General features: G+C 70.4%; 27 protein-coding genes and 1 tRNA gene. 18 read left to right on the forward strand and 10 right to left on the reverse strand.

What is annotated here, in order from left to right; genetic code table 11:
* Positions 1-57 precede the first annotated feature (57 nt).
* Together phoU and DEJ11_RS15925 are read left to right on the forward strand one after the other, a co-directional pair.
* Entirely contained in the window at positions 58-726 is a 669-nt protein-coding gene (gene phoU, locus DEJ11_RS15920) for a phosphate signaling complex protein PhoU (protein WP_027466613.1), read from the forward strand.
* A 50-nt stretch (positions 727-776) separates the two neighbouring features.
* The gene (locus tag DEJ11_RS15925; protein ID WP_035809234.1) at positions 777-1,325 is read left to right on the forward strand and encodes a P-loop nucleotide/nucleoside kinase family protein; all 549 of its coding nucleotides are present in this window, start codon (positions 777-779) and stop codon (positions 1,323-1,325) included.
* 183 nt (positions 1,326-1,508) lie between these two features.
* Here the strand turns inward: DEJ11_RS15925 and DEJ11_RS15930 are convergent, their stop codons facing one another.
* Complete coding sequence (locus tag DEJ11_RS15930) at positions 1,509-2,255, reverse strand: phosphoglyceromutase (RefSeq protein WP_071244006.1); 747 nt, start codon at positions 2,253-2,255, stop codon at positions 1,509-1,511.
* A gap of 44 nt (positions 2,256-2,299) precedes the next feature.
* Between DEJ11_RS15930 and DEJ11_RS15935 the strand changes: the two genes are divergently transcribed.
* Positions 2,300-3,073: a class I SAM-dependent methyltransferase gene (locus DEJ11_RS15935; protein ID WP_111032326.1), complete on the forward strand. Its 774-nt coding sequence runs from the start codon at positions 2,300-2,302 to the stop codon at positions 3,071-3,073.
* A 95-nt stretch (positions 3,074-3,168) separates the two neighbouring features.
* Here DEJ11_RS15935 and ygfZ read toward each other — a convergent pair whose 3' ends face one another.
* From ygfZ to DEJ11_RS15950, 3 genes are all read right to left on the reverse strand, one after another.
* Positions 3,169-4,251 (reverse strand): CAF17-like 4Fe-4S cluster assembly/insertion protein YgfZ, encoded by a 1,083-nt coding sequence (gene ygfZ / locus DEJ11_RS15940; RefSeq protein ID WP_111102484.1) that lies wholly within the window; start codon positions 4,249-4,251, stop codon positions 3,169-3,171.
* The gene (locus tag DEJ11_RS15945) at positions 4,251-4,853 is read right to left on the reverse strand and encodes a heme-binding beta-barrel domain-containing protein (protein ID WP_111102485.1); all 603 of its coding nucleotides are present in this window, start codon (positions 4,851-4,853) and stop codon (positions 4,251-4,253) included. Before DEJ11_RS15945 ends, ygfZ begins: the two co-directional genes overlap by 1 nt.
* Before the next feature lie 136 nt (positions 4,854-4,989).
* Positions 4,990-5,271 (reverse strand): hypothetical protein, encoded by a 282-nt coding sequence (locus tag DEJ11_RS15950; RefSeq protein WP_128780538.1) that lies wholly within the window; start codon positions 5,269-5,271, stop codon positions 4,990-4,992.
* A 136-nt stretch (positions 5,272-5,407) separates the two neighbouring features.
* Between DEJ11_RS15950 and DEJ11_RS15955 the strand changes: the two genes are divergently transcribed.
* The 9 genes from DEJ11_RS15955 to pstB all read left to right on the forward strand — a co-directional run bounded on the left by DEJ11_RS15955 (position 5,408) and on the right by pstB (position 15,432).
* Positions 5,408-6,091 (forward strand): response regulator transcription factor, encoded by a 684-nt coding sequence (locus tag DEJ11_RS15955; protein WP_017888078.1) that lies wholly within the window; start codon positions 5,408-5,410, stop codon positions 6,089-6,091.
* Positions 6,091-6,933: a mycothiol synthase gene (gene mshD / locus DEJ11_RS15960; protein ID WP_111102487.1), complete on the forward strand. Its 843-nt coding sequence runs from the start codon at positions 6,091-6,093 to the stop codon at positions 6,931-6,933. Before DEJ11_RS15955 ends, mshD begins: the two co-directional genes overlap by 1 nt.
* An 83-nt stretch (positions 6,934-7,016) precedes the next feature.
* On the forward strand, positions 7,017-7,610 hold the full coding sequence (locus DEJ11_RS15965; RefSeq protein WP_111047019.1) for a hypothetical protein: 594 nt from the start codon (positions 7,017-7,019) through the stop codon (positions 7,608-7,610).
* A gap of 116 nt (positions 7,611-7,726) precedes the next feature.
* Positions 7,727-9,892: an RNA degradosome polyphosphate kinase gene (locus DEJ11_RS15970; RefSeq protein ID WP_071404719.1), complete on the forward strand. Its 2,166-nt coding sequence runs from the start codon at positions 7,727-7,729 to the stop codon at positions 9,890-9,892.
* Positions 9,889-10,836: an NUDIX hydrolase gene (locus DEJ11_RS15975; RefSeq protein WP_111102489.1), complete on the forward strand. Its 948-nt coding sequence runs from the start codon at positions 9,889-9,891 to the stop codon at positions 10,834-10,836. Before DEJ11_RS15970 ends, DEJ11_RS15975 begins: the two co-directional genes overlap by 4 nt.
* A 388-nt stretch (positions 10,837-11,224) precedes the next feature.
* Positions 11,225-12,331 (forward strand): phosphate ABC transporter substrate-binding protein PstS, encoded by a 1,107-nt coding sequence (gene pstS, locus DEJ11_RS15980; protein ID WP_071404717.1) that lies wholly within the window; start codon positions 11,225-11,227, stop codon positions 12,329-12,331.
* A gap of 222 nt (positions 12,332-12,553) precedes the next feature.
* Complete coding sequence (gene pstC, locus DEJ11_RS15985) at positions 12,554-13,504, forward strand: phosphate ABC transporter permease subunit PstC (protein ID WP_071404716.1); 951 nt, start codon at positions 12,554-12,556, stop codon at positions 13,502-13,504.
* Between the two features lie 13 nt (positions 13,505-13,517).
* A complete protein-coding gene (gene pstA / locus DEJ11_RS15990) occupies positions 13,518-14,603 on the forward strand; it encodes a phosphate ABC transporter permease PstA (RefSeq protein WP_111024123.1) in 1,086 nt (361 codons plus the stop codon).
* Between the two features lie 49 nt (positions 14,604-14,652).
* Positions 14,653-15,432: a phosphate ABC transporter ATP-binding protein PstB gene (gene pstB / locus DEJ11_RS15995; RefSeq protein WP_027466631.1), complete on the forward strand. Its 780-nt coding sequence runs from the start codon at positions 14,653-14,655 to the stop codon at positions 15,430-15,432.
* A 184-nt stretch (positions 15,433-15,616) separates the two neighbouring features.
* On the opposite strand, the gene DEJ11_RS16000 is transcribed toward pstB, so the two are convergent.
* The 3 genes from DEJ11_RS16000 to DEJ11_RS16010 all read right to left on the reverse strand — a co-directional run bounded on the left by DEJ11_RS16000 (position 15,617) and on the right by DEJ11_RS16010 (position 18,249).
* The gene (locus tag DEJ11_RS16000) at positions 15,617-16,492 is read right to left on the reverse strand and encodes an anti-sigma factor (RefSeq protein ID WP_111102491.1); all 876 of its coding nucleotides are present in this window, start codon (positions 16,490-16,492) and stop codon (positions 15,617-15,619) included.
* Positions 16,489-17,088: an ECF RNA polymerase sigma factor SigK gene (gene sigK / locus DEJ11_RS16005; protein WP_027466633.1), complete on the reverse strand. Its 600-nt coding sequence runs from the start codon at positions 17,086-17,088 to the stop codon at positions 16,489-16,491. The genes DEJ11_RS16000 and sigK overlap by 4 nt, the downstream gene beginning before the upstream one ends.
* Before the next feature lie 531 nt (positions 17,089-17,619).
* Complete coding sequence (locus DEJ11_RS16010) at positions 17,620-18,249, reverse strand: hypothetical protein (RefSeq protein WP_027466634.1); 630 nt, start codon at positions 18,247-18,249, stop codon at positions 17,620-17,622.
* Between the two features lie 127 nt (positions 18,250-18,376).
* Here DEJ11_RS16010 and DEJ11_RS16015 point away from each other — a divergent pair, with 127 nt between their 5' ends.
* The 4 genes from DEJ11_RS16015 (at position 18,377) to DEJ11_RS16030 (ending at position 20,026) form a co-directional block, all read left to right on the forward strand.
* Positions 18,377-18,538 carry a hypothetical protein gene (locus DEJ11_RS16015; protein ID WP_181440763.1) on the forward strand — a complete coding sequence of 54 codons (162 nt, stop codon included), beginning with the start codon at positions 18,377-18,379 and terminating at the stop codon, positions 18,536-18,538.
* Between the two features lie 53 nt (positions 18,539-18,591).
* Positions 18,592-18,664 (forward strand) — tRNA-Lys (locus DEJ11_RS16020).
* 29 nt (positions 18,665-18,693) lie between these two features.
* Complete coding sequence (locus tag DEJ11_RS16025) at positions 18,694-19,530, forward strand: SGNH/GDSL hydrolase family protein (protein WP_181440764.1); 837 nt, start codon at positions 18,694-18,696, stop codon at positions 19,528-19,530.
* A 175-nt stretch (positions 19,531-19,705) separates the two neighbouring features.
* Positions 19,706-20,026: a hypothetical protein gene (locus tag DEJ11_RS16030; RefSeq protein ID WP_027466636.1), complete on the forward strand. Its 321-nt coding sequence runs from the start codon at positions 19,706-19,708 to the stop codon at positions 20,024-20,026.
* Positions 20,027-20,113: 87 nt separating this feature from the next.
* Here DEJ11_RS16030 and DEJ11_RS16035 read toward each other — a convergent pair whose 3' ends face one another.
* Positions 20,114-21,046, reverse strand: a complete 933-nt coding sequence (locus tag DEJ11_RS16035; RefSeq protein ID WP_111029050.1) for an aldose 1-epimerase family protein — start codon at positions 21,044-21,046, stop codon at positions 20,114-20,116.
* Positions 21,043-21,897, reverse strand: coding sequence for a DeoR/GlpR family DNA-binding transcription regulator (locus DEJ11_RS16040; RefSeq protein WP_111102495.1), 855 nt, complete (start codon positions 21,895-21,897; stop codon positions 21,043-21,045). The genes DEJ11_RS16035 and DEJ11_RS16040 overlap by 4 nt, the downstream gene beginning before the upstream one ends.
* 64 nt (positions 21,898-21,961) lie before the next feature.
* Between DEJ11_RS16040 and galT the strand changes: the two genes are divergently transcribed.
* Entirely contained in the window at positions 21,962-23,059 is a 1,098-nt protein-coding gene (galT, locus tag DEJ11_RS16045) for a galactose-1-phosphate uridylyltransferase (protein ID WP_027466639.1), read from the forward strand.
* Complete coding sequence (galK, locus tag DEJ11_RS16050) at positions 23,056-24,195, forward strand: galactokinase (protein ID WP_111102497.1); 1,140 nt, start codon at positions 23,056-23,058, stop codon at positions 24,193-24,195. The genes galT and galK overlap by 4 nt, the downstream gene beginning before the upstream one ends.
* Positions 24,196-24,316: 121 nt before the next feature.
* Here galK and DEJ11_RS16055 read toward each other — a convergent pair whose 3' ends face one another.
* On the reverse strand, positions 24,317-24,766 hold the full coding sequence (locus tag DEJ11_RS16055) for a hypothetical protein (RefSeq protein ID WP_111102499.1): 450 nt from the start codon (positions 24,764-24,766) through the stop codon (positions 24,317-24,319).
* Positions 24,767-24,836 lie beyond the last annotated feature (70 nt).

A 24,836-nucleotide genomic window follows, 5' to 3' on the forward strand; every position in this document is an offset into this window, starting at 1 on the left:
CGTTCGTTCACCTGGGCTGACGACACTCGTCCGGTACGCAGAGAGAGGTACTCCCCCATGCGCGAAGTCTTCCAGCAGGAACTCCAGGACGTCCAGGAGCGACTGACCGAGATCGCCGGGCTCGTCGAGTCCGCCATCACCCGAGCCACGCAGGCCTTCAGCGACTCCGACGTCGCCCTCGCCGAAGAGGTGATCGCCGACGACGAGAAGATCGACCTCGCTGCGAACAGCCTCGACGAGATCGCGATCGACATCCTCGCCCGCCAGGCACCGGTGGCCCGCGACCTGCGCGTCGTCGTCACCGCCCTGCGCGTCAGCTCCTCGCTCGAGCGCATGGGCGACATGGCCGAGCACATCGCGCAGCTCGCCCGCCAGCGCTTCCCCGAGAAGGTCGTGCCGAAGGGCCTCCGCAGCACGTTCAAGGAGATGGGCCGGCACGACGTCGCGATGGCGCAGAAGCTCACGCGGCTGCTCGCCACCGAGGACATCGCGCTGTCGGCCGAGATCCGCGACGAGGACGACGCCGTCGACGAACTGCACGCCAGCGTCTTCGACTTCGTGCTCGGCGAGGCCTGGAAGGGCGGTCCGATCGACACCGTCGACGCCACCCTGGCCTCCCGCTACCACGAGCGCTTCGCCGACCACGCGGTCTCGATCGCGAAGAAGGTCGAGTACCTGGCCACCGGCGACTGGACCGGCGCGTCCACCTCGACCGCGGCCGTCTGACCCGACCCGATCGGTCTGACCCGGCCCGATCGGTCTGCGAGGATCGTGACATGGCCCAGGTCGCGATCATCGTCAACGGCATGCCCGGTTCCGGCAAGAGCAGCATCGGCACGGCACTCGCCGAGGTGCTCGGCTGCCCGTTCCTGTCGAAGGACCGCATCAAGGAACCCCTCGCCGACGTCGTCGGCCCGATGATCGCCTCGCGCCCGCTCGGCGGCATCGCGATGGACACGATGTGGTCCATGGCGCGGGCCGTCGAGAACGGGGTCGTCCTCGACGCCGTCTGGCTGCCGTCGCGTGACCGGGACCTCCTGGAGGCCGGACTCGCGTCCGCCGGGTCGCCGCGCGCCGTCGAGGTGTGGTGCGACACGGACCGCGCCACCGCCGAGCAGCGGCTGCGCGACCGGTACGAGCCGGGCACCGTGCCGGTGCGGCACGAGGTGCACGGGGACCTGGCCGACGTGCTGGCCTTCTGGGACGAGCACGGCGACGACGCCCGGCCCGTCGGTCTTCCCGGCGTGCCGGTGATCCGGGTCGACACGACGAAGCCCTACGACGTCGGCGCCCTGGTGCAGGAGATCGCGTCGCACTTCGTCTGACCAGCCACGGCTCGTCGAGCCGACCACACTGCCGAAGCGACAGGTCGTCGACGGGGCGATCCGTTCCTCCTGGCAGAGCGACAGGAGTCGGCGGAACGTTCGCGACCCACTGTCGCTTCCACGAAGCCCCGCACACGCACGAACGCCCCGCCCGGATGCCGGACGGGGCGTTCTGCGTGGGTGCTACTTCTTGGCGCCCTGGGCGGCCACGGCGGCGGCGCCGGCTGCGGCGGCCTCGGGGTCCAGGTAGTACGCGGGCTTCGTCGGCGTGAAGTCGTCGTCGAGCTCGTACACCAGCGGGATGCCCGTCGGGATGTTCAGGCCGGCGATGTCGTCGTCGGAGATGCCGTCGAGGTGCTTCACGAGCGCACGCAGCGAGTTGCCGTGGGCCGTGACCAGCACGGTCTTGCCGGCGGCGAGGTCCTTCGTGATGTCGGACTCCCAGTACGGCAGCAGGCGGTCGATCACGAGCTTGAGCGACTCGGTGCGGGGCAGCTGGTCGCCGAGCTCGGCGTAGCGACGGTCACCGAACTGCGACCACTCGGCGTCGTCGGCGATGGGGGGCGGCGGGACGTCGAACGAACGGCGCCACTCCATGAACTGCTGCTCGCCGTACTCGGCCAGCGTCTGGGCCTTGTCCTTGCCCTGCAGGTCGCCGTAGTGGCGCTCGTTGAGGCGCCAGTCGCGCTTCACCGGCAGCCAGGCCAGGTCGGCCTGCAGCAGCGCGATGTCCGCCGTCTGGATCGCACGGGTCAGGAGCGAGGTGTACAGGACGTCGGGGACGATGCCGGACTCGGCGATGAGGTCGCCGGCGCGCTTCGCCTCCTTCTCGCCCAGCTCGCTGAGCCGGACGTCGACCCAACCGGTGAACAGGTTCTTCTGGTTCCAGTCACTGTTGCCGTGACGGAGCAGGACGAGCGTGGAGGTCATGCCTCCGAGTCTACCGAGCGGTACCGGCCCCGTACCCTTGACGCATGCCCATCGGGAACGTGACGCGCGGGACGACCGGGTACAACCGGCTCCGCCGCGTCGACCGGTGGATCGCGACACTGCCGGTGCTGCGCCGGACGGACGACCCGCTCGTCGCCGACGTCGGCTACGGGGCCTCACCGACCACCACCCTCGAGCTGCGCGACCGGCTGGCGGCCGTCCGACCCGACGTCGAGGTGACCGGCATCGAGATCGAGCCCTCGCGGGTCGCGCTCGCGAACGCAGGCACCCGCGACGGCGTGACGTTCCGCCTGGGTGGCTTCGAGACCCCGACGCCCGGGCAGCGCCGGCCCGCCGTCATCCGGGCGTTCAACGTGCTGCGGCAGTACGACGAGTCCGCGGTGGTCGGGTCGTGGCGGATCATGCAGGACCGGCTGCAGCCCGGCGGTGCGCTCGTCGAGGGGACCTGCAACGAGGTCGGCCGGGTCGCATCGTGGGTGACGCTCGACGACGTCGCACCGCACACCTTCACGGTGTCGCTCCGGCTCGCCGGGCTCGACGTGCCCTCGATCGTCGCCGAGCGCCTGCCGAAGGCGCTGATCCACCGCAACGTGCCCGGCGAACGGGTGCACGCGTTCCTGCGCGACCTCGACCTGTCGTGGGCGGTCGCCGCTCCGCTCGGCACGTACGGCCCCCGGCAGCGGTGGATCGCCACCGTGCGCGGGATGCGTGACCGCGGCTGGCCGGTGCTGCACGGGGTGACACGCTGGCGGCTCGGTGAGCTCAGCGTCCCGTGGTCGGCCGTCGAGCCCGCCTGACGCTGCGACGCAAGACACCGGTGTTCGCGCTCCGAACACCCGCAAACCGCGGTGCGACCGGCGAACACCGGTGTTTTGCGACCGCCAACGGGGAGCTAGGAGCGCTTGACGGCTCCGAGCCGGGGCAGGCGCGGGACGTTCGCCGTCGCACCGGCCTCGGGCGGGACGATGGTCTCCTGCGCCGCGGTCACCACGACGTCGTCGGCCTCGAGCCGCAGGGTCGCGGTGGGGTCGAGGGAGCGCTTCACCACCGCGAGCCCGATCGGACCGAGCTCGTGGTGGATCGCCGACGCCGACAGCCGACCGACCTGCTTGTCGTCGAGCAGCACCGGGGTGCCGGGCGCCGGCAGCACGCCATCGGACCCGTCGAGGTGCAGCAGCACGGCCCGACGCGGCGGGTGCCCGAGGTTGTGGACCTTGGCGACGGTCTCCTGCCCGCGGTAGCAGCCCTTCGACAGGTGCACGGCGGAACGCAGCCAGTCGAGCTCGTGCGGGATCGTCCGCTCGTCGACGTCGGACAGGGTCGGGCGCCAGGCGGCGATCCGCAGCGCCTCGTACGCGAGCAGCCCCGCGACGGGCACGTCGGACGCGGCGATCGCGGTCGCGGTGCCGGGGGTGACCACGGCGATGCGGAGGGTCCAGTCGGAGCCGGGGTGGGCCTCCTGGTCGGCGTAGCCCCATCCGCCCGGCGTGACGGCGCCCCACGGATCGACCCACTCGGCGACGGGCGGTTCCGGCAACTTGACGGACGCGAACGGGGCATCCGCCCCGAACCAGCCGAGGGTGACGAAGTCGTCGGAGCGGTCAGCGACCTCGACCCGGAGCATGAAGCGCATCGAGTCGAGCCACCCGGCGAGCGGCGCAGCGTCAGCTCGCTCGGTGAGCAGCCAGACCGTCGCACCGTCGTCGACGACGCGAGCCGCGTGCTCGACGCGTCCGGCCTGGTCGAGCACGAGCGTCTCGGTGCTGACGCCGGTCGGCAACCCGGTGAGCTGCTGCGAGGTGATCGAGTTGAGCCACGACAACCGGTCCGGTCCGGAGACGGTGACGACACCGAGTCCGAGCTCGACGACGGCACGCCCCCGGGTCAGCAGGCGCTGCTCCCCGATCGGGTTGCCGAAGTGCGCGGCGACGGAGTCGGCCGCGACGAAGCCGTCCCGCGCGGCGAACACCGACATCAGTCGACCTTCGCGAGCTGCCCCGAGGCGTGCGAGGTGAGTTCGCGACCGAGCGCGGCGATGTCCCACGCCCAGAAGAGCTTGCCCTCGACCAGCCCGTACAGGCGGGTCGCGGCGGAGTAGTCCTTCGCGTTCGGCGAGCGCAGCACGGCGTCGGTCGACAGGTCGATCCGGCCCTTCAGCACCCGGCCGACGTAGAGCTCGTTGACGCCCGTCGGGTGGATGATCGCCGCCTCGACGTCGAAGCCGTCCGTGGTGTTGCGGAGTGCCTCGACGCTCTCGACCGTGCTGAAGGGCGTGGGCCCGTCGCCCAGGAGCATCGCGGGGCCGCGGTCGCCCGGCTCGGTCGGACGGTCGATCCGCCAGTAGCCCATCTCGGCGGCGAGCGGGGTGCGGTCGTCGTCGAGCAGCCACGTGGTCGACGAGTAGTTCAGGTACGGCAGGCCGTCGTGGCTGAAGCTGACGCGCTGGCCGAACTCGTAGTTCCGGACCTCGTCGTCGTCACCGACCGGGTACTCGACCACGCCGGTGCCCTCCCACACGCCGACCAGCCACGACAGCGGGACCAGTTCGGGGGCAAGACCCTCGGGCAGCTCGATCAACGCTGGCCCTTGAACAGCTTCACGACGACGACCACCGAGATGAACGCGATCGCGAGCGACGCCAGGCCGAGGAGGCCGACGTAGAAGAGCTCGAGCGCAAGCAGCGAATCCATGCTCGGAGTCTACGCGGCTCGGCTCAACGCGCCAGGAGCACCACCGCGGTGACGAGGACCACGACGAACGCCCCGGACGACGCGATGCTGATCCGTTCGACCAGACCGTCCTTCGTGGCGGTGATGAGCTGCAGCACGAAGCTGACCATCACGCAGGCGACGAAGACGAGCAGCAGCCAGGCGAAGGCGTCGCGCTCGGCCACGGTCAGCACGAGCACGGCCCCGACGACCGCCAGCACCCAGACCGGCAGGACGGACGTCAGCCGCAGGCGACGCTGGTCGGTGGGGTGCACGGGCTCGGTCACGCGCTCCATCATGGCAGGGACGTGCGGAGCGCACGCACCGTGCCGTGCGGGATGACGCGCAATCCGTCCGGCCGGATGAGTCCTTCCCGAGCATCACTAGGATGTCTCCACGACGTCATCCACCTCCGGAGGTCCTGTGGCACAGCTCCTGGTACTCACCTCGACCGCGCCCGGAGACGTCCTGCCGAGCCTGGGCCTCCTGAGCCACCGGATCCGCCACGTGCCGGCCGAGGCCGCACAGCTGGTCAACGCCCCGCAGAGCGACCTGATGTTCGTGGACGCCCGCACCGACCTGGTCAGCGCGAAGGCCCTGTGCAAGATCCTCGCCTCGTCGGGGTCGACCACGCCGATCGTGCTCGTCGTCACCGAGGGCGGGCTGACCGCGGTGAACAGCGACTGGAACGTCGACGACGTCGTGCTCGAGAGCGCGGGCCCGGCCGAGATCGACGCCCGCATCCGGCTGTCGGCCGGTCGTGCGGCGAAGGGCCAGACGAGCTCGAAGATCCAGGCGTCCGGTGTCGTCATCGACGAGGCCAGCTACTCCGCCAAGGTGCGCGGCCGGCCGCTCGACCTGACGTTCAAGGAGTTCGAGCTCCTGCGCTTCTTCGCCACCCACCCGTCACGCGTCTTCACCCGCGAGCAGCTGCTCAGCGAGGTCTGGGGCTACGACTACTTCGGCGGCACCCGCACGGTCGACGTGCACGTCCGACGACTGCGTGCCAAGCTCGGCGACCTCGAGTCGCTCATCGGCACCGTCCGCAACGTCGGGTACCGCTTCAACGTCTACGACGACGAGGCCGAGCGCCTGATGGGGCAGTAGTGCTGCCCGACCTCGGCAGCTTCGTCGCCCCCGGCGAGGCTCCCCCGTTCTCCGACCAGACCCTGGTGGACGTCCGCGCGGGGCGCGCGACCGTCCTGACCGTCGACCACGGGGTCGCGGTGGTCCGTGACGGCGAGCTGGAACTCGTCGTCGCCCAGGAGGCCCGTGGCCAGGGCATCGGCACGGCCCTGGTGACGCAGGCACTCGCGCTGGGCGGCGGGGCCGCTCCGCGGCTCGCGTGGGCGCACGGGGACCACCCGGCAGCGCGAGCGCTGGCCGACCGGTTCGGCTGGCGCGCGGTCCGCACGCTGCTGCAGCTCCGGGCGCCCGTCGCCGACTCCGATGTGGACGTCGCCGCCGACGCTGATGCCGACGTGGCGCTGCCCGACGGCTACTCGCTGTCGGCGTTCCGCCCCGGCACCGACGACGAGACCGACTGGCTCGCGCTGAACGCCGCCGCCTTCGCCCACCACCCCGAGCAGGGGCGGATGACGCTCGACGACCTGCACGCCCGCGAGGCCGACGACTGGTTCTCCGGCGAGGACCTGCTGCTGCTCCGCGACGCCTCTGGGCAGCTCGCGGGCTCGTGCTGGCTCAAGGTCGAGGACGGCATCGGCGAGTTCTACGCCGTCGCCGTGCGGCCCGACCTGCAGGGGCAGCGACTCGGCGGAGTGCTCATGCGTGCGGGCACCGCTCGGCTGCGCGGCCGCGGGCTGACCGCCGCCGCGCTGTACGTCGAGGGGGACAACGAGCCGGCGCTGGCGCTGTACCGGCGCTCGGGGTTCACCCAGCACGCGATCGACGTGCAGTACGCGGCGCCGGAGCAAATCTCAGGTCACTGATACGCTGCGCCCATGATCCAGGGGGACCAGGGCGGATCGCCCATCGAACGACGACGTCCGGACACACGCTCGGGGGCAGGGCGGTGAACTTCAACCCGTCGCCGGTGTTCCTCGCGATGGCCGCGATGGTCGCCATCCCCGCCGTCGTCACCGCACTCGTCCGCCAGAGCGACCGGAAGCGCCCCCCGTCGGCGGTCGTCGGGGACGAGGCGTACGGCGTGCTCTTCACCGTCCGCGCTCGCCGGTGGAACTACCTGCTACTCCGGATCATCGGGATCGTCTTCATCGTGGTCGGCGGGTTCTTCCTGCTGGCCGCACTCGCCCTGCTCGACGACCCCGACGCGATCGGGATGCTCCTCGGCGGTCTCGGCATCGGGCTGTTCGGGCTGCTGTTCGTCTACCTGGGCGTCGGGCAGAAGCGGCGCCGGGTCGAGGCGTACGACTCCCAGCTGGTCGTCACGCCGATGTTCCGTGCCGCCCGGACCGTCGACCCCGCTGCCATCAAGCACATCCGGCCCACGACGAACCGCTTCGGCGGCCTGGACGTCAAGGTGCACGGCCAGCGCGGGGTGATCAGTGTCCTGTCCATCGATGCCGCCTACCCCGAGTTCTGCGCGTGGCTCGAGCAGCGGGCGCCGGCGCAGTGGGGCGCGTTCGTGCAGGTCTTCGCGCGCTGAGCGCAGCACCTCGGTCCGTCGCGGCCGTTCCTGCACAACCGAACGGTTCACCGCCGGTTTCCACAGCGTCCACCGAGGCCCCTCCGGTGGCAGGGGCCGGGTGGCAGGATGTGGGGATGGACACCGAACCGCAGCTCGACGGCGAATCCGTCGCACCCGACCTCGACGACTTCGACGAGGTCGTCGAGATCGAGCACGAGTCGCTGCCGACGGACCGCTACTTCGACCGCGAGCTGAGTTGGCTGCGGTTCAACCAGCGCGTGCTCGAGCTGGGTGAAGACCGCACGCAGCCCCTGCTGGAGCGGGCGAACTTCCTCGCGATCTTCGCGTCCAACCTCGACGAGTTCTTCATGGTCCGCGTCGCCGGCCTGAAGCGCCGCATCGACACCGGCATCGCCGTCCCGACCAACGTCGGCCGTGCCCCCAGCGACGTCCTGCGGGACATCGCGAAGAAGGCCCACGAGCTGCAGGACCGGCACGCCCAGGCCTTCATCGGGTCGCTCAAGCCCGACCTCGACGCCGCGGGCATCCACATCGAGCACTGGTCCGACCTCGACGAAGCCGACCGGCAGCGGATGCGGGAGTACTTCAACGAGCAGATCTTCCCGGTGCTCATGCCCCTGGCCGTCGACCCGGCGCACCCGTTCCCCTACATCTCCGGGCTCTCGCTCAACCTGGCGGTGCGGGTCCGCAACCCGAAGTCGCAGCGCCAGGAGTTCGCGCGTCTCAAGGTGCCGCAGAACTTCTCCCGCTTCATCAAGCTCCCCGACGACAACTCCGGCCGGATGCGCTTCATCCCGCTCGAAGACCTCATCGCGAACCACCTCGACGACCTGTTCCCGGGGATGGAGGTCCTCGAGCACCACGTGTTCCGGGTCACTCGCAACGAGGACGTCGAGATCGAGGAGGACGAGGCCGAGAACCTCATCCAGGCCCTCGAGCGCGAGCTCCTGCGCCGCCGGTTCGGTCCGCCGATCCGCCTCGAGATCACCGAGGACATGGACCCGGTGACCCTCGACCTGCTCGTGCGTGAACTCGACATCACCGAGGAAGAGGTCTTCCGGCTGCCGTCGCCGCTCGACCTCGGCGGACTGTTCGAGATCTCCAAGATCAACCGTCCGGACCTGCACTACCCGAAGCACGTGCCGACCACCCCGGTGCAGTTCCAGCCGGGTGAGCCGAACACGAAGCCGGACCTGTTCCGCGCGATCAAGGCGAACGACGTCCTCGTCCACCACCCCTACGAGTCCTTCGCCACGAGCGTGCAGGCGTTCCTCGAGCAGGCCGCGGCCGATCCGAACGTGCTGGCGATCAAGCAGACCCTGTACCGCACCTCCGGCGACAGCCCCATCGTCGAAGCGCTGATCGACGCTGCGGCCGCTGGCAAGCAGGTCCTCGCCCTGGTCGAGATCAAGGCCCGCTTCGACGAGCAGAACAACATCACCTGGGCCCGGAAGCTCGAGAAGGCCGGCGTGCACGTCGTCTACGGCCTGGTGGGGCTGAAGACGCACTCCAAGCTCGTGCTCGTCATCCGGCAAGAGGGCGGGACGCTCAAGCACTACAGCCACATCGGCACGGGCAACTACAACCCGAAGACCTCGCGCATCTACGAGGACATGGGGCTCTTCACCTCGGACGACACCGTGGGCAAGGACCTCACCCGCCTGTTCAACGAGCTGTCCGGCTACGCCATCGAGAAGAAGTTCAAGCGCCTGCTCGTCGCACCGCTGCACCTGCGGAAGGGACTGCTCAAGCGCATCCAGACCGAGGCCGCCAACGCCCGGGCCGGCAAGCCCTCGGGCATCCGGATCAAGGTCAACTCGATGGTCGACGAGCAGATCATCGACGCGCTCTACCTGGCGAGCCAGGCCGGTGTGCCGATCGACGTCTGGGTGCGCGGCATCTGCTCGCTCAAGCCGGGCATGGAAGGCGTCAGCGACACGATCCGCGTGCGGAGCATCGTCGGGCGCTACCTCGAGCACTCCCGTGCGTTCGCGTTCCACAACGACGGCGACCCCGCGGTGTTCATCGGCAGCGCCGACATGATGCACCGCAACCTCGACCGACGCGTCGAGGCGCTCGTGCGGCTGGTCGCCCCGGACCACATCAACGAGGTGCAGGAGATGTTCGACCTGGCGATGGCCGACACCGCCAGCTCGTGGCACCTGGAGTCCGACGGCGAGTGGACACGGCACTCCACGGACGATGCGGGCCGTCCGCTCGAGGACGTGCAGAATGTGACCATGCGGAAGATCTCGGCCCGGAAGCGCTCGACTCGGTGAGCGGCGGTCCCTCGGGCCCCGTCGTCGCTGCGGGTGCGGTCGTCTGGCGCGAACAGGACGGCACACCCCTCGTGCTGCTCATCCACCGCGACCACCACAAGGACGTCTCCCTGCCCAAGGGCAAGGTGGACCCGGGCGAGGCCGTCCCGACGACCGCCGTGCGCGAGATCGACGAGGAGACCGGGTACCGCGTCCACCTCGGCGCACCGCTCGGCACCGCCGAGTACGTGCTGCCGAACGGCCGCGACAAGGTCGTGCACTACTGGGCGGCCCGGGTCTCGGCCAAGGAGTACGCCCGCGCCGGTGCCTTCGTGCCGAACCACGAGGTCGCGGCGCTCGAGTGGGTCACCATCGACGACGCCCGCAACCGCCTGACGTACGAGCGGGACGTCGCGATCCTCGACCGGTTCGCCGAACGCGCCGCCGCCGGACAGCACCGCACGTTCGCCCTGATCACCCTGCGCCACGCGAAGACGGTGCCCGGCTCGGACTGGGACGGCCCCGACGCCACCCGTCCGCTGCTGCCCGTCGGCCGCTCGCAGGCCAAGGCCGCCGCGGCACCGGTCGCAGCGTTCGGCCCGAAGAAGATCGTGAGCAGCACGGCGGCGCGGTGCCTCGCGACCGTCGAGCCGCTCTCCGCCGCGACGAAGCTCGGGGTCTCGAGCACCGCCGACATCAGCCAGGACGCCCACGACCGCGGCGCCGCCGACGTCAAGGGCGTCGTCCGGCGCCGGCTCGACAAGGGCAAGACCGCGGTCCTCTGCTCGCACGGTCCGGTGCTGCCCGACATCATCGCCCGGATCGCCACCGCGACCGCCGACGACTCCGGCCGCTTCGACCTGCGCCGCGCCGCGATGCTGTCCGTCGGGGACTTCTCCGTCATGCACATCGCCGGGGACACCCTCGTCGCGGTCGAGACGCACCGCAACACGATCCTGGCGTAGCCGGCCACCGCCGGACCGCAGCGCCGGCGGACCACAGCGGCGCCGCACCGCAGCGCCACCGGACCGCAGCGCCACCGGGCCGCAGCGCAGACGCCCGGTACCCGGCCACACGACGGGGCCGCGCCGCGCCCGGGAACCCGATCCGGGCCTCCCGACCGCTCGTCCGCGATCATGCGTGCGCATCTTCCGAACGAGCGCACAGTGCCCCCGATCCTGCTCCCTGCGCGGGAGCGGCGCACGCCGCCCCGACGTGGACAACCCCTCGTTCACCTCCCGTTCACCAGCGGGGGTGATTGCGGTCACCTCGCGTCCCTACAGTCGCTCCCGGGTCGGCACCGGCCCAGGGACCGCAGTGGTCCCACTGCATTCCATTCCCGAAGGGACCCCTGTGAACATCAAGCGAATCGGTTCGATCGCAGCAATCGCGATCGCCGGCGCAGTCGTGCTCTCCTCGTGCGCGGCAAACGAGGACGCGGGCAGCACCGAGTCCTCCTCCACCAGCGGCAGCGACTACTCGAAGCTCTCCGGCACCCTGACCGGCTCGGGCTCGTCCGCACAGCAGACCGCGCAGGCCACCTGGGCCGCCGGTTTCCAGAACGAGGCCTCGGGCGTCACCGTGAACTACACCCCGGACGGCTCGGGCGCTGGTCGCGAGAACTTCATGTCGGGTGCCGCGGACTTCGCCGGCTCCGACGCCGCGCTGAAGGACGAGGAGCTCTCGGGCAAGTTCGAGTCCTGCAAGGCGGACACCAAGGGCATCGACATCCCCGTCTACATCTCCCCGATCGCCATCGCGTACAAGGTCGACGGCGTCAGCGACCTGACGCTCGATGCGAAGACCATCGCGGGCATCTTCTCGGGCAAGATCACCAAGTGGGACGACTCCGAGATCGCCGACCTGAACAAGGACGCGAAGCTGCCGGACGCCGACATCACGGTCGTCCACCGCTCCGACGACTCGGGCACCACGCAGAACTTCTCGGAGTACGTCTCCGCGAACGCCTCGGACGTCTGGACCGAAGAGCCCAGCCAGACCTTCCCGTACTCGGTCGGTGACAGCGCGAAGGGCACCTCGGGTGTCGCCTCCGCGATGGGCAACGCCACCAACGCCATCACCTACATCGACGACTCCGGTGCGGGTGACCTCGACCGCGCGAAGCTGATGGTCGGCGACAAGGCGACCGAGATCTCGGCCGACGGTGCCGCGCAGGTCGTCGCCGACTCGAAGATCGCGACCGGCCGCGAGGACAACGACCTCGCGATCGACATCGACCGCAAGGACACCGCTGACGGTGCCTGGCCGCTGGTCCTCGTCTCCTACGCCATCGCGTGCCAGGAGTACAAGGACGCCGACAAGGCCGAGCTCGTGAAGGGCTACCTCGACTACGTCGTCTCGAGCGCCGCTCAGGACGCCGCTGCCAAGGAGGCCAAGTCGGCCGCCCTCTCCTCCGACCTCGCGTCGAAGGCCAAGGACGCGGTCGCTTCCATCAAGTAAGGCCCCCTGAGCGCCCGGACGCCGGTCCCACCCACTCGACCGGCGTCCGGGCACTCAGCCGTCCAGGACACCACCCGGACGCGCACCCGTCCAGGACCCACCCGGACGCGCACCCGTCCAGGACCCGCCCGGACGCGCACCCATCCGGGCCCACGGCCCGGACGCGCACTACCACCCCAGAACCCGTCGCCTCCCCCGGCGTTCCTCCGACAGGAGTACCCCATGACGACCGCACCGGCCCAGCCAGGGGCCACCGTCACCCCGACCAAGCCGAAGCCCGTCGTCCGTGTCGGCGACCGCGTCTTCTCCGCCGCCTCGGTCATCGCCGGCGGCCTCATCCTCTTCGTGCTCGTGCTCGTCGCCGCGTTCCTCGTCTGGCAGAGCATCCCGGCCTTCTCCGCCAAGGTCGGCGAGCTGCCGGGCAAGGCCACGAACTTCTGGGACTTCGTCGGCCCCCTGGTCTTCGGCACCGTCTGGTCCGCGCTCATCGCACTCGTGATCGCCGTGCCGCTGTCCCTCGGGATCGCCCTCTTCATCTCGCACTTCGCGCCGCGTCGACTCGCGCCGGTCCTCGGCTACGTGATCGACCTGCTGGCCGCGGTGCCGTCGGTCGTCTACGGCCTCTGGGGCATCGCCGTGCTGGCGCCCCTGGTGAAGCCGTTCTACGTGTTCCTGAACGAGTACATCGGCTGGTTCCCGCTGTTCTCCGGCCAGGTGTCCGGCACCGGCCGCACGATCCTGACGGCGTCCATCGTCCTCGCCGTCATGGCGATCCCGATCATGACCGCGGTCATGCGTGAGATCTTCCTGCAGGCCCCGACCCTCAACGAGGAAGCGGCCCTGGCCCTCGGCGCGACCCGCTGGGAGATGATCCGCCTGTCGGTCCTGCCGTTCGCGAAGTCCGGCATCGTCTCCGCGATCATGCTCGGCCTCGGACGTGCACTCGGCGAGACGATGGCGATCGCGCTGGTGCTGTCGGTCTCGACGAACGTCACGTTCCAGATGCTGACGTCGCAGAACCCCTCGACGATCGCAGCGAACATCGCCCTGCAGTTCGCCGAGGCATCCGGCACGGCCCTGAACGCCCTCATCGCGTCGGGTCTGATCCTCTTCGTCATCACCCTGGTCATCAACATGCTCGCGCGGTACATCGTCCGCAGCCGAGTCAGCTGAGAGGTCGCACCCGATGTCCCTCGCGCTCCGTCAGACCGGCACCGCCGGCAACGTCTACGCCAACGGCAAGCTGCACGCCTCCGTCCCGTGGCTGCTCCTCGTCGGCAGCTGGGTCGCCCTCGTCCTGGTCTTCGCCCTGCTCAACGCGGGTGGCGCCGTCAAGGACTTCAACGTCGTCGCCGCGATCTTCCTCGGCACGGTCCTGTTCGACGTCCTCATCGTCGTCATCTCGCGCATCGTCGAGGGTGGCCGCAAGGCGGTCGACCGCCTGGTCACCTCGCTCGTCATCACGGCGTTCGTCATCGCGGTCCTGCCGCTGGTGTCGCTGCTCTGGACGGTCATCGCCAAGGGCGTCGCCCGCTTCGACGCGAACTTCTTCTCGTACTCGATGCGCGGGGTCATCTCCGAGGGCGGCGGCGCGGTCCACGCCCTCATCGGCACGCTCGAGATCACGCTGTTCGCGGCGCTCATCTCGGTGCCGATCGGCCTGCTCACCTCGATCTACCTGGTCGAGTACGGTCGCGGCGCACTGGCGAAGGGCATCACGTTCTTCGTCGACGTCATGACGGGCATCCCGTCGATCGTCGCCGGTCTGTTCGCCTACGCGCTCTTCGCGCTGTTCCTCGGCCCGGGTGCCCGCTTCGGCCTGGTCGGCTCCGTCGCCCTGTCGGTGCTGATGATCCCGATCGTCGTGCGCTCCACCGAAGAGGTGCTGAAGATCGTCCCGATGGAACTCCGCGAGGCCTCGTACGCCCTCGGGGTGCCGAAGTACCTCACGATCCTCAAGGTCGTGCTCCCCACCAGCCTCGCCGGCATCACCACCGGCGTCATGCTCTCGATCGCCCGCGTCATCGGTGAGACCGCCCCGCTGCTCGTCACGGCCGGCTTCACCGCGAGCATGAACTACAACCTGTTCCGTGACCCGATGATGACCCTGCCGGTGTACGCGTACACGCAGTACTCGCAGCAGGGCGCCAACCCGGTGCCGTTCGTCGACCGCGCCTGGACCGCGGCCCTCGTGCTCATCCTGATCGTGATGCTGCTCAACCTGCTCGCCCGGTTCATCACCCGTCTCTTCGCCCCCAAGCTCAGCCGCTGACCCTCCGCCCCCGCGGAACCAGCGACACCACCCACCCAGAAGGATCAACGTGTCCAAGCGCATCGAGGTCGACGGCCTCAACGTCTACTACTCGAAGTTCAAGGCGGTCGAGGGTGTCGACATCACCATCGAGCCCCGCACCGTCACGGCCTTCATCGGCCCGTCGGGCTGCGGCAAGTCCACCTTCCTCCGCACCCTGAACCGCATGCACGAGGTCATCCCCGGCGCATGGGTCGAGGGCTCGGTCAAGATCGACGGCGACGACCTGTACGGGGCCGGCGTCGACCCCGTGCTCGTCCGTCGTCAGGTCGGCATGGTCTTCCAGCGTCCGAACCCGTTCCCCACGATGTCGATCCGCGACAACGTGCTGGCGGGCGTGAAGCTCAACAACAAGCGCGTCTCCCGCTCCGAGGCCGACGACATCGTCGAACGCTCGCTGCAGGGTGCGAACCTGTGGAACGAGGTCAAGGACCGCCTCGACAAGCCCGGCATGGGCCTGTCCGGTGGGCAGCAGCAGCGTCTCTGCATCGCCCGCGCGATCGCGGTCGAGCCGGACGTGCTCCTGATGGACGAGCCCTGCTCGGCCCTCGACCCGATCTCGACCCTCGCCATCGAGGACCTGATCGAGGAGCTCAAGAAGGAGTTCACGATCGTGATCGTGACCCACAACATGCAGCAGGCGTCGCGCGTCAGCGACAAGACGGCGTTCTTCAACATCGCCGGCACCGGCGCCCCCGGCAAGCTCATCGAGTTCGACGACACCGCGACGATGTTCTCGAACCCATCGGTGCAGGCCACCGAGGACTACGTCTCGGGCCGCTTCGGTTGATCGGCATCCGTCCGTCGCGCTGACGGACGGCCTGGAGGCCCGGTGCACGTCCGCCACGGACGCGCACCGGGCCTTCGTGGTTGCGCCGGAGAGCCGTGCGGACGCAGAACGACGAAGCCGCTGTCGTGTGACAGCGGCTTCGTCGTTCTGCGTCGGTGGCAGTCCAGCAAGACCGCCCGAGGCGTCAGGCCGTGGTGGTGGGGACCGCCATGATCGGCGAGGTGGTCGGCTGCTCGGAACCGCCCTCGGGCTCGACCGTCATCCCGATCGTCGCGCCCTCGGACATCGCGCCCTTGAGCACGGCGGAGTGCACACCGTCAGCCGCACCGTCGACCAGGCCGGCCGACTTGATGGTGCCGCCCTGCTCCTCGGAGCCGATGTACCAGAGCTCGTACGTCTTGCCCTTCGGTGCCTGCTCCACACCGTCGAGGATCACCGCGGACTTGCCGAGGTCGTTCGACCACACGACCGTCGCCGAACCGCCGCCCGCGACCTTGGTGGTGGTGCGCTGGAAGTCTGAGGCGGCGTAGATGCGGTCGAGACCGCTCGAGGCCTGGGTGGTGCCCGTGCCGGAGCCGTTCGGGTCGAAGATCGACCCGACGCCGAGTCCGCCGAAGAAGACCGCGGCGACGGCAGCTGCGGCCGTCAGCATGACCGCCGGACGCTGGAACCAGCGGCGGCGAGCCTCCGACGATGCCCGGCCACCGGCGGTGGGGCCGTCGGCGATCGAGGCGACGTGCCTGGCGGGCTCGGGACGGGCCTCCTGGACGGAGGTGGTCTCGGCAACCGGGGTCTGGTCGATCGTCGTGTCGGCGAGGGGCGCGGCCTGGGGGGTCGTCGCGATCCGGGCCAGCAGCGACGCCTTCAGCGACGCGGGGGGCTCGATCGGTGCGACGGCGTAGGCGAGCTGCAGCGCGGTCTCGCGCAGCGAGTCGTTCTCGGCCTGCAGCTCGGGGGACGTCCGGAGGGCGTCCTCGAGGAGCGCGCGCTCGTCGTCGGACAGCGCGTCGAGTGCGTGGGAACCCGTCATCAGTGCGGGGTCGTCGTGGCGTTCGGTCATGAGGTCACCCCCATCTCGTCTCGGAGTCGGATCATCCCGTCACGGAGACGGGTCTTGACGGTGCCGATGGGGACACCGAGGTGTTCGGCCATCTCGCTGTGCGAGTAGCCGCCGTAGTACGCGAGTTGCACGGCCTGCCGCTGGAACTCGGTGAGCTTCGCCAGCGCTCGGCCGACGCGCTCGTGCTCGATGCGGATCTCGACGGACTCGGAGACCTGGTCGAAACCGGCCTCGAGGTCGCGGATGCCGATCTTGGTGTCGCGGTCGTGCGACGACTGCGAGGCACGGACCCGGTCGACCGCTCGGCGGTGGGCCATGGTGAGGACCCAGCTGGCGGCCGTCCCACGCTTCCGGTCGAAGCGGGTGGCCTGCTGCCAGACCTCCAGGAAGACCTCCTGTGTGACCTCTTCCGACTGCGCGCGGTCCCGGAGGAGGCGCGTGATCAGACCGAGGACCCGACCGGAGAGTGCGTCGTAGAGGTCCGCGAAGGCGGCTTGGTCACCGGCGGCGACCCGGGCGAGGAGGTCGTCCGGCGATGCCTGAGCTGGCTCTGACGAGCTCCAGCGTTCGGTGTCGCTATCCACGAGGGCAAGCATTGCAGGTTTCCCTCCTCTCGGTTGCTTTCGTTGACCAGGCGGGTAGCACGAAGCCCCCGCATGGGCGGTCGAGACGAGGGGCCGGCGTGACCCACAGGGAATTGACCGGCGGTGCCGGTCCGGGTCACACCGGGCCTCTCGCTTCGTGACGGGCATTCCGTCCGTCACGCAGATGATTCGGTGCGGTCCCCGCTGTGGATTGGATGGGGGTCGGGATTTCTCGGCGGGATGGGCGCGGCGGGCCTGCACAGGGGTGCGCGCGGGCACTCCCGGGGCCGGTTCTGTCCACCATGAGTGAACAGGGTCGAGTGATCAGCCGACGTCTCGTAGACTTGGTCTCGCCGGGCCGCAGCAAGCCCCGGGCTCCAAAATTCGCCGCTTCGAGCGGCCTCGCGCCGAGAGGCGCTTCTGCGGCCCGGTCTTTTTGTGCCCGGATCCGTTCCGGTCCTCTGCTGCGCGGCCCTGGCCTGGCGCGGCATCGCGCTGCTGCGCGGGCCTGGAGGCCCGGTGCGGGTCCGCCCCGCCGCTCGCTCAGTCCAGGCTGTCGCGGCGCCAGAGCGCCGCAGCCTCGGTCAGGTCGGCCGCCAGCTCCGTCAGGCGGAGCGCCCGCGTCGTGAGTTCGCTCGCGCGCTCGGACGCCACCAGGTCGGACTCGTCCGCCACGGCGGTCGCGCCGGCGGCGGTCAGACGGCAGAACGACGCCCCGCGGTCGAGCGCCACCGCGAGGTCGCCCGTGTACAGGCCGTGCAGGATGCGGTCGGCGAGCGTCAGGATCTCCGCCGGGCCCGTCGGTTCCTCGGCACCCGCGACCGCCTGGTCGATCGTGCCGATCTGCGCCGTGCCCCGCTCGAACAGGTACGCGATCTCCTCCGGGTTCTGCCGGATGACGATGCGCACGAGGTACACCCGCCAGAGCGCCCCCGGCAGGGTGTGTGCCCCGACCCGCGCCCACAGTTCCGCGATGGCGTCGATGCCGTGCACGTCGGTGTAGGTGACGAGCCGCTCGACCACGGCCGGGTCCGGGTCCTCGCGCACCCGGTGCAGCAGGGCGTTCGCGGTCTCGTGCGCGACACGGTTCACGAGCGCCGGGTCCTCACCGCCCTGGATGGCGGCGAACTCGGCGTCGGTGAAGTGGACGGGACGGTGGTGATCGCGAGGCACCGCAGCAGTGTAGGCGCGGCCGGTGACACGCCCGCGTCCCGTTCGCCCAGAACGCAACCGCTGCGCCACGCGTACCGTGTTGCGGCAGGGAGGCGCTCCTCCCTGCACGTGAAGGAGAGGACCATCCATGAACGCCCTGCTCATCATCCTGGCTGTGATCGCAGTCATCCTGCTGTTCGTCGGCGGTTTCGCTGCGAGCCTCAAGTTCCTGTTCTACGTCGGCATCGTGCTGCTGATCATCGCGGTCATCGCGTGGCTGCTGCGGACGCTCACCGGACGCCGGGGCTGACCCGGTCAGACGGTTCCGTCTCAGAGGCCCTCACCCGCTAGCCTTGCGGGTGAGGGCCTCTAGCTCAGTTGGTAGAGCACCGGACTTTTAATCCGAGGGTCGTGGGTTCGAGCCCCACGGGGCCCACCCACTAGCTCCTGTCTAGAATGTCCTCGATGGGCCGACGATCGCAGCGCGAGCGGCCGGGCACCCCCACCGGCCCGGCGACGATGCGCCGACGCCGCCGGAAGCTGGTGCCGGCACTCGCCCTCGGCGCGATGGCACTCGGGGTCTCCGGACTCCTGCTGATCCTGCCGAGCGTCTCGACTGCCTGCCAGCCGGTGTCCTCGTCGACCTCGGCCTCGGCCGTCGCTGCCCCCGGCGTCTCGGCCGATCGCGTCGCCGCGGCGATCGAACCCGGGTCACGCGTCCTGATCGTGGGCGACTCGTACACCTCGGGTCGGGGCTCGGCCAGCGGACTCCGCGGCTGGGCGCAGGACCTCAGCGAGGACCGTGGGTGGACGGCCAAGATCGACGGGTACCCGGGCACGGGCTACGTCGACACCGGTCGGACCGGTTCGTCGCACTACACGTACGGGCCACGCCTCGAGCGGCACGCTGCGTTCGACCCCCAGCTCGTGATCGTGCAGGGAAGCCAGAACGACTGGCTCGTCGACTCGGACACCCTCCGCGCCACGGTGGAGCGGACCCTCCACACGGCGCAGCAGACCTGGCCGGACGCCGTCGTCGTCGCGCTCGGCCCGTCAGCACCGCTGCCGTGGGCGAACTCGACCGTCGGTGTCGCCGCGTCGGTCTCCGCGGGTGCCGCCGCCGCCGGTGTCCCGTACATCGACGCCCTCGCCGGCAGGTGGTTCACGTCGAGCAACAGCCCGGGGTACTCCGCCGTCGACGGCGGCCACCCGAACGACGCCGGCTACCAGTACCTGGCGGACCGCGTCAGCGAGTCCCTCGACGCCCTCGGCGGACCCGTCGGCAGCGCCCGCTGCGTCTGAGGACGCCGTCTGCTCCTGAACGGGGTACAACCCGTCCCCAGCGGGCTCATGGGAGATCCCCTGCCCACCACAGCCCGCCCTCAGCGGATTGTTGGGCTGCCGCCGATAGTGTCGTTCCCGGATCCGATCACCGGATCCTGCAGCACAGCACCACCACGAACGAACGGGGTACACCGTGATCGAGCCCATCGAAGCCACGCAGACCAGCACCACCGGTGACGCGCGCCGCATCGTCGAGCTCGCAGCAGCGACCAACACGACGATGAGCAACGAGCTCCTGCTCGACACGCTCCGCCGCAACGCCCAGGTCACGACCCGCCACATCCGCAAGGACTTCATCGAGGTCGCGACGGCCACCGCCGTGCTCGGCTACGTCTGCCGGCAGCGCAAGGACTTCATCGCGCTCCGTGGCGACGACCCGGCGTGGGCGCACGAGGTCGGCCGGTACGCGACCGAGTCCCTCGCGGTCGAGGCACTCCGGATGCGCCGCGGCTGACGCCCGGCGTCCGACACGAACACAGAAGGCCCCGCCGGACACCCGGCGGGGCCTTCTTCGTGTCAGCGGTGGTGCCGACCGGACTCCTCAGGACCAGACGCGGCGGATCCCCCACGAACCGGTCCAGGTCTCGTCCGGCTCGAGCCAGCGCAGGCCCTCGCCCGAGTTCAGGGCGTTCGCGGGCGCCGTCATCGGTTCGACCGCGACCGCCAGGCCCTTCCCGTCGCCCCGCGGGTACTCGCGCGAGGTGAAGACCTGCACGTAGGGGAACGAGGCGTCCTGCCAGAGCTCGACCCCGTCGCCCTCCGGCCCGTGCATCGTCGTGCGGCGGATCCCGTCGGCGTCGGGGGTGACGTCCGTGTAGGCGGTGTCGAGGTCCGAGTCCCCGGCACGTCGCCCCTGGCGCAGGTCGTACGGCGTGCCCTCGACCGGCACCGAACCGTTCGGGACCTTCTGCTCGTCGACGGTGAAGGCGGTCGCGGCGTCGAGCGTGACGACCAGGTCGTCGGCGGGGGTGTCACCGGCACGCAGGTACGGGTGCGCGCCGACAGCGAAGGGTGCGCGCACGCCCGAACGGTTCGTGACCTCGTGCGTGACACGGATGCCGTCGTCGACGAGTTCGTGCAGCACGCGCGTCTCGAGGGTGAAGGGCCACCCGTGCTGCGGGTGGATCGTCGCTTCCTGCTGGATCGACGTCTCGGTCTGCGAGACCACCCGGTACGGGGCGAACCGGAGCAGTCCGTGCGACGCGTTGCCGTACTTCGGCTCCGAGACGTCGAGCTGCTGCCGCTTGCCGTCGAACTCCCACACACCACCGGCGACGCGGTTCGGCCAGGGCGCCAGGACGATGCCGTTCGCCCCCGGCGGCTGCTCGGTCACGGGGAACGGCTCGGTGATGTCGAAGCCGGCGACGCGGAGTTCGCGGATGCCCGCGGCGACCTCGGTGACCACGGCTTCGACGACCCCGTCGGGTCCGGCGTGGTGGAGGCGGTACTGGCCACCCGTGGGTGCTGCGGTCATGGGGTGTTCTTCCTTCCGGCTGGTTCGGTGTGCTGCTCGCCGTCGGCGACGATCACCTGGGTCCCGGCCGCCCGGATCGTGGCGACCGCGGCGGCGTCGGCCTCGGCGGTGACGACGACGTCGATGTCCTCGAGCGCGCGGACGACCCCGATGTGGGCCCGGCCGAACTTCGACCCGTCCGCGACCACGACCGTACGCCGGGCCGTCGCCGCGAGCATCCGCTTGGCCTCGGTCTCGGGCAGGTTCACGTTCGTCAGGCCGTGGTCGACGTCGAGTCCGGTCCCGCCGAGGAACACGACGTCCGCGGCGATCATCGGCAGGACCGCGCCGTTGAAGGGGGCGACGAGCGAGTGCTGCAGGGGCCGGAGGGTGCCGCCGGTGACGATCACGGTGAAGCGCGGGACCGCACGCTCGAGCGCGAGCGCCGTGGTGAGGGAGTTCGTGACGACCGTGACGCCGGTGAGCTCGGTGCGCGCCACGAGGGCCTCGGCGACGGCGGCCGGCGTGGTGCCGACGTCGAGGACGACGCACTCCCCCGGGCGGACCAGCGCAGCGGCCGCACGGCCGATGGCGGCCTTGGCCACCTGGTGCTCGACGGCGGTCTCCTCGAAGGGGCGCTCGGTGGACCCGGCCCAGAGGCGGACCGCGCCTCCGTGCACCCGCCGGATCCGGGCCTCCTGGTCGAGGACGGCGAGGTCCTGGCGGACCGTCACCTCGCTGGTGCCGAGGGACGCGGCCAACGCGGCCGTCCGGACCATGCCGGGGGCGCCGTCGACGATCGCGACGATGCGGTCCTGCCGGAGGGGCGCGGGCAGCGCGCCGGCGAGGAACGAGAGGTCGGCGTCCGTCATGTGCACAGTTTCGCTTGCTTCCGATGTCTTTCGCAACGCTTCGGATGGGCACTAGGCTGTTCCGGTGATCACCAAGCGCGTGACGAAGCTCGCGGACGGCCGCGACCTCTTCTACTTCGACGACGCCGACTCGACGCTGCCCGCAGAACGCAGCATCGACGAGCGCGTGCTCGACCCGCGGCCCGAGACGGCGCGGATGCGGCAGGACGTCCTGACGGGCGAGTGGGTTTCGATCGCGGCGTCCCGGCAGAACCGGGTGTTCCTGCCGCCGGCCGACCAGGACCCGCTCGCGCCCCAGAGCCCGGCCAACCCGTCCGAGATCCCGAGCCGCTACGACGTCGCCGTGTTCGAGAACCGCTCGCCGTCGTTCGGACCGCTGCTCGAAGCCGACGACGCTCCCGAGTCGCTCGAGTCCCTGAGCGACGTCGGCCTGAACCGCCAGCTCCGCTCGGTCGGCCGGTGCGAGGTCGTGTGCTTCTCGCCCGAGACCTCCGGGTCCTTCGCCTCCATCTCAGAGTCGCGTGCCCGCACCGTCGTCGAAGCCTGGGCCGATCGCACCGCCGCACTCTCCGCGATGCCGGGCATCCAGCAGGTGTTCCCCTTCGAGAACCGGGGCGAGGCGATCGGTGTCACGCTGCACCACCCGCACGGGCAGATCTACTCGTACCCGTACATCACGCCGCGCACCCAGCGCCTGCTCGCGAGCATCGAACGGTTCGGTCCGGACCTGTTCGAGCAGCACCTCGCGAACGAGCGGGGTTCCGAGCGGGTCGTCCTCGCTGGCGAGCACTTCACCGCCTTCGTCCCGTTCGCCGCGCGTTGGCCCATCGAGATCCACATGCTGCCGCACCGCCACGTCCCCGACTTCGCCGGCCTGACCGACGCCGAGAAGGACGAGCTGGCCCACATGCACCTCCGGCTCACGCGTGGGCTCGACGCGCTCTACGGCGATCCGACGCCGTACATCGCCGCGTGGCACCAGGCGCCGGTGCACACCGCCCGCGACACCGTGCGGCTGATGCTGCAGATCACCTCGCCGCGACGTGCGGCGGACAAGTTGAAGTTCCTGGCCGGCAGCGAAGCCGCCATGGGCGCCTGGATCGGGGACCTCGTGCCCGAGAAGGCGGCCGAGTTCATCCGACAGGGAGTCGAGCGCGCATGACGTTCCAGCAGGTCTACGGGTACGAGCCGACGGTGCGGTACTCCGCCCCGGGTCGCGTCAACCTGATCGGTGAGCACACCGACTACAACGACGGCTACGTGCTGCCCTTCGCGATCGACCGTCGCACCACCGCCTCCATCGCGCAGCGCGACGACCGGACGATCCGCGTCGCCTCCGCCTTCGACGCCACGAGCGAGCCGGTGGCGCTGTCCCTCGACGACCTGTCGCCCGAGGCGATGGGCGGCTGGTCGGCGTACGTCTTCGGCATCGCCTGGGCCCTGCGCGAGCAGGCCGGTGCCGATCTGGACGACAAGACCGGGTTCGACGTCTTCATCGAGTCCGACGTGCCGGTCGGTGCGGGCCTGTCGTCCAGTGCGGCGATCGAGTGCGGTGTCGCGCTGGCCTTCAACGACCTGTGGGAACTCGGCCTCGACCGGAAGACCCTGGCGCGCGTCGGGCAGTACTCGGAGAACCACGCCGTCGGTGCCCCCACCGGGATCATGGACCAGTCCGCCTCGCTGCTCGGCGAGCAGGACGCCGTCGTGTTCCTCGACTGCCGCACGCTCGACACCGCCGTCGTCGACCTGGCGCTCGAGGCGAACGGGCTCGAGGTCCTGGTGATCGACACCCGCGTCGAGCACGCCCACGCAACCGGTGGCTACGCGGCTCGTCGGGCCTCGTGCGAGAAGGGTGCCCAGGTGCTCGGCGTCGAGGCACTGCGTGACGTCAGCGTCGAGGACCTGCCTCGTGCGCAGGAGCTCCTGGACGACGAGACCTTCCGCCGGGTCCGGCACATCGTGACCGAGGACCAGCGCGTCCTCGACACCGTCCGCACGCTGCGCGAACAGGGCCCCCGGGCGATCGGTTCGCTGCTCGTCGCGTCGCACGAGTCGATGCGGGACGACTTCGAGATCTCCGTGCCGGAGCTCGACCTGGCCGTCGCGACGGCCGTCGAGCACGGTGCGGTCGGTGCGCGCATGACCGGTGGTGGGTTCGGCGGTGCGGCGATCGCGCTGGTCGACCAGGAGTCGCGCGGGGCGATCACCGCCGCCGTCACCGCCGCCTTCGCCGACGCCGGGTTCCGCGAGCCGAACGTGTTCACGGTGCACGCCGCGCAGGGCGCCCGGCGCGACTGACGGCGCTCCGCCGCTCGACGTTTCGCGCTGAGCGACAGTTCACGCGGCGATCAGCCCGTGGGCTGTCGCTCAGCGCGAAAGAACGGCAGCACCCCGACAGCCCCGCCGCGCCCGCGCCGACTCAGCCGAGGTAGTCCGCGTACCGGACGTACTCCACCACGTTCCCGAGCACGAACGGGTGCGTCCGACCGTGCTCCACGGCCCACTCCACCCACGCGGTCTGCGCCGGCATGAGCAACCACACCAGGGCGGTGGTCCCGAGCACGGCGGCCAGGGTCAGGCCCATCACGGTGTGCTCGTCGAACCGGGCTACACCTCGGCGGGCGATCGCGACGACGAACCCGGCGACCGCGAACCCCACCGTCGCGAGCGTCCATCCGAACCAGGGCTCCGACGTGAACGTGTACTCCTGGCCGGCGTGCACGAAGGTCGTCGCCCAGGTCGACCCCGGAGCCTGGAACAGCACGCAGAGCACCACGATGACGATCAGCCACCGGGCGTCCTTGGTCAGTTGCGACGGCTCGGGCCGGGCTCGCATCACCGGCGTCGTCTGCAGACGTTCATCCCCCATGCCGCGACCGTAGCACCGGCGGAGTGCACTTCGTGAGCAGCAATGGTCGGGTGCGATGACGCCACCCGAC

The organism is Curtobacterium sp. MCLR17_058 (assembly GCF_003234705.2).
Lineage (GTDB): Bacteria > Actinomycetota > Actinomycetes > Actinomycetales > Microbacteriaceae > Curtobacterium > Curtobacterium flaccumfaciens.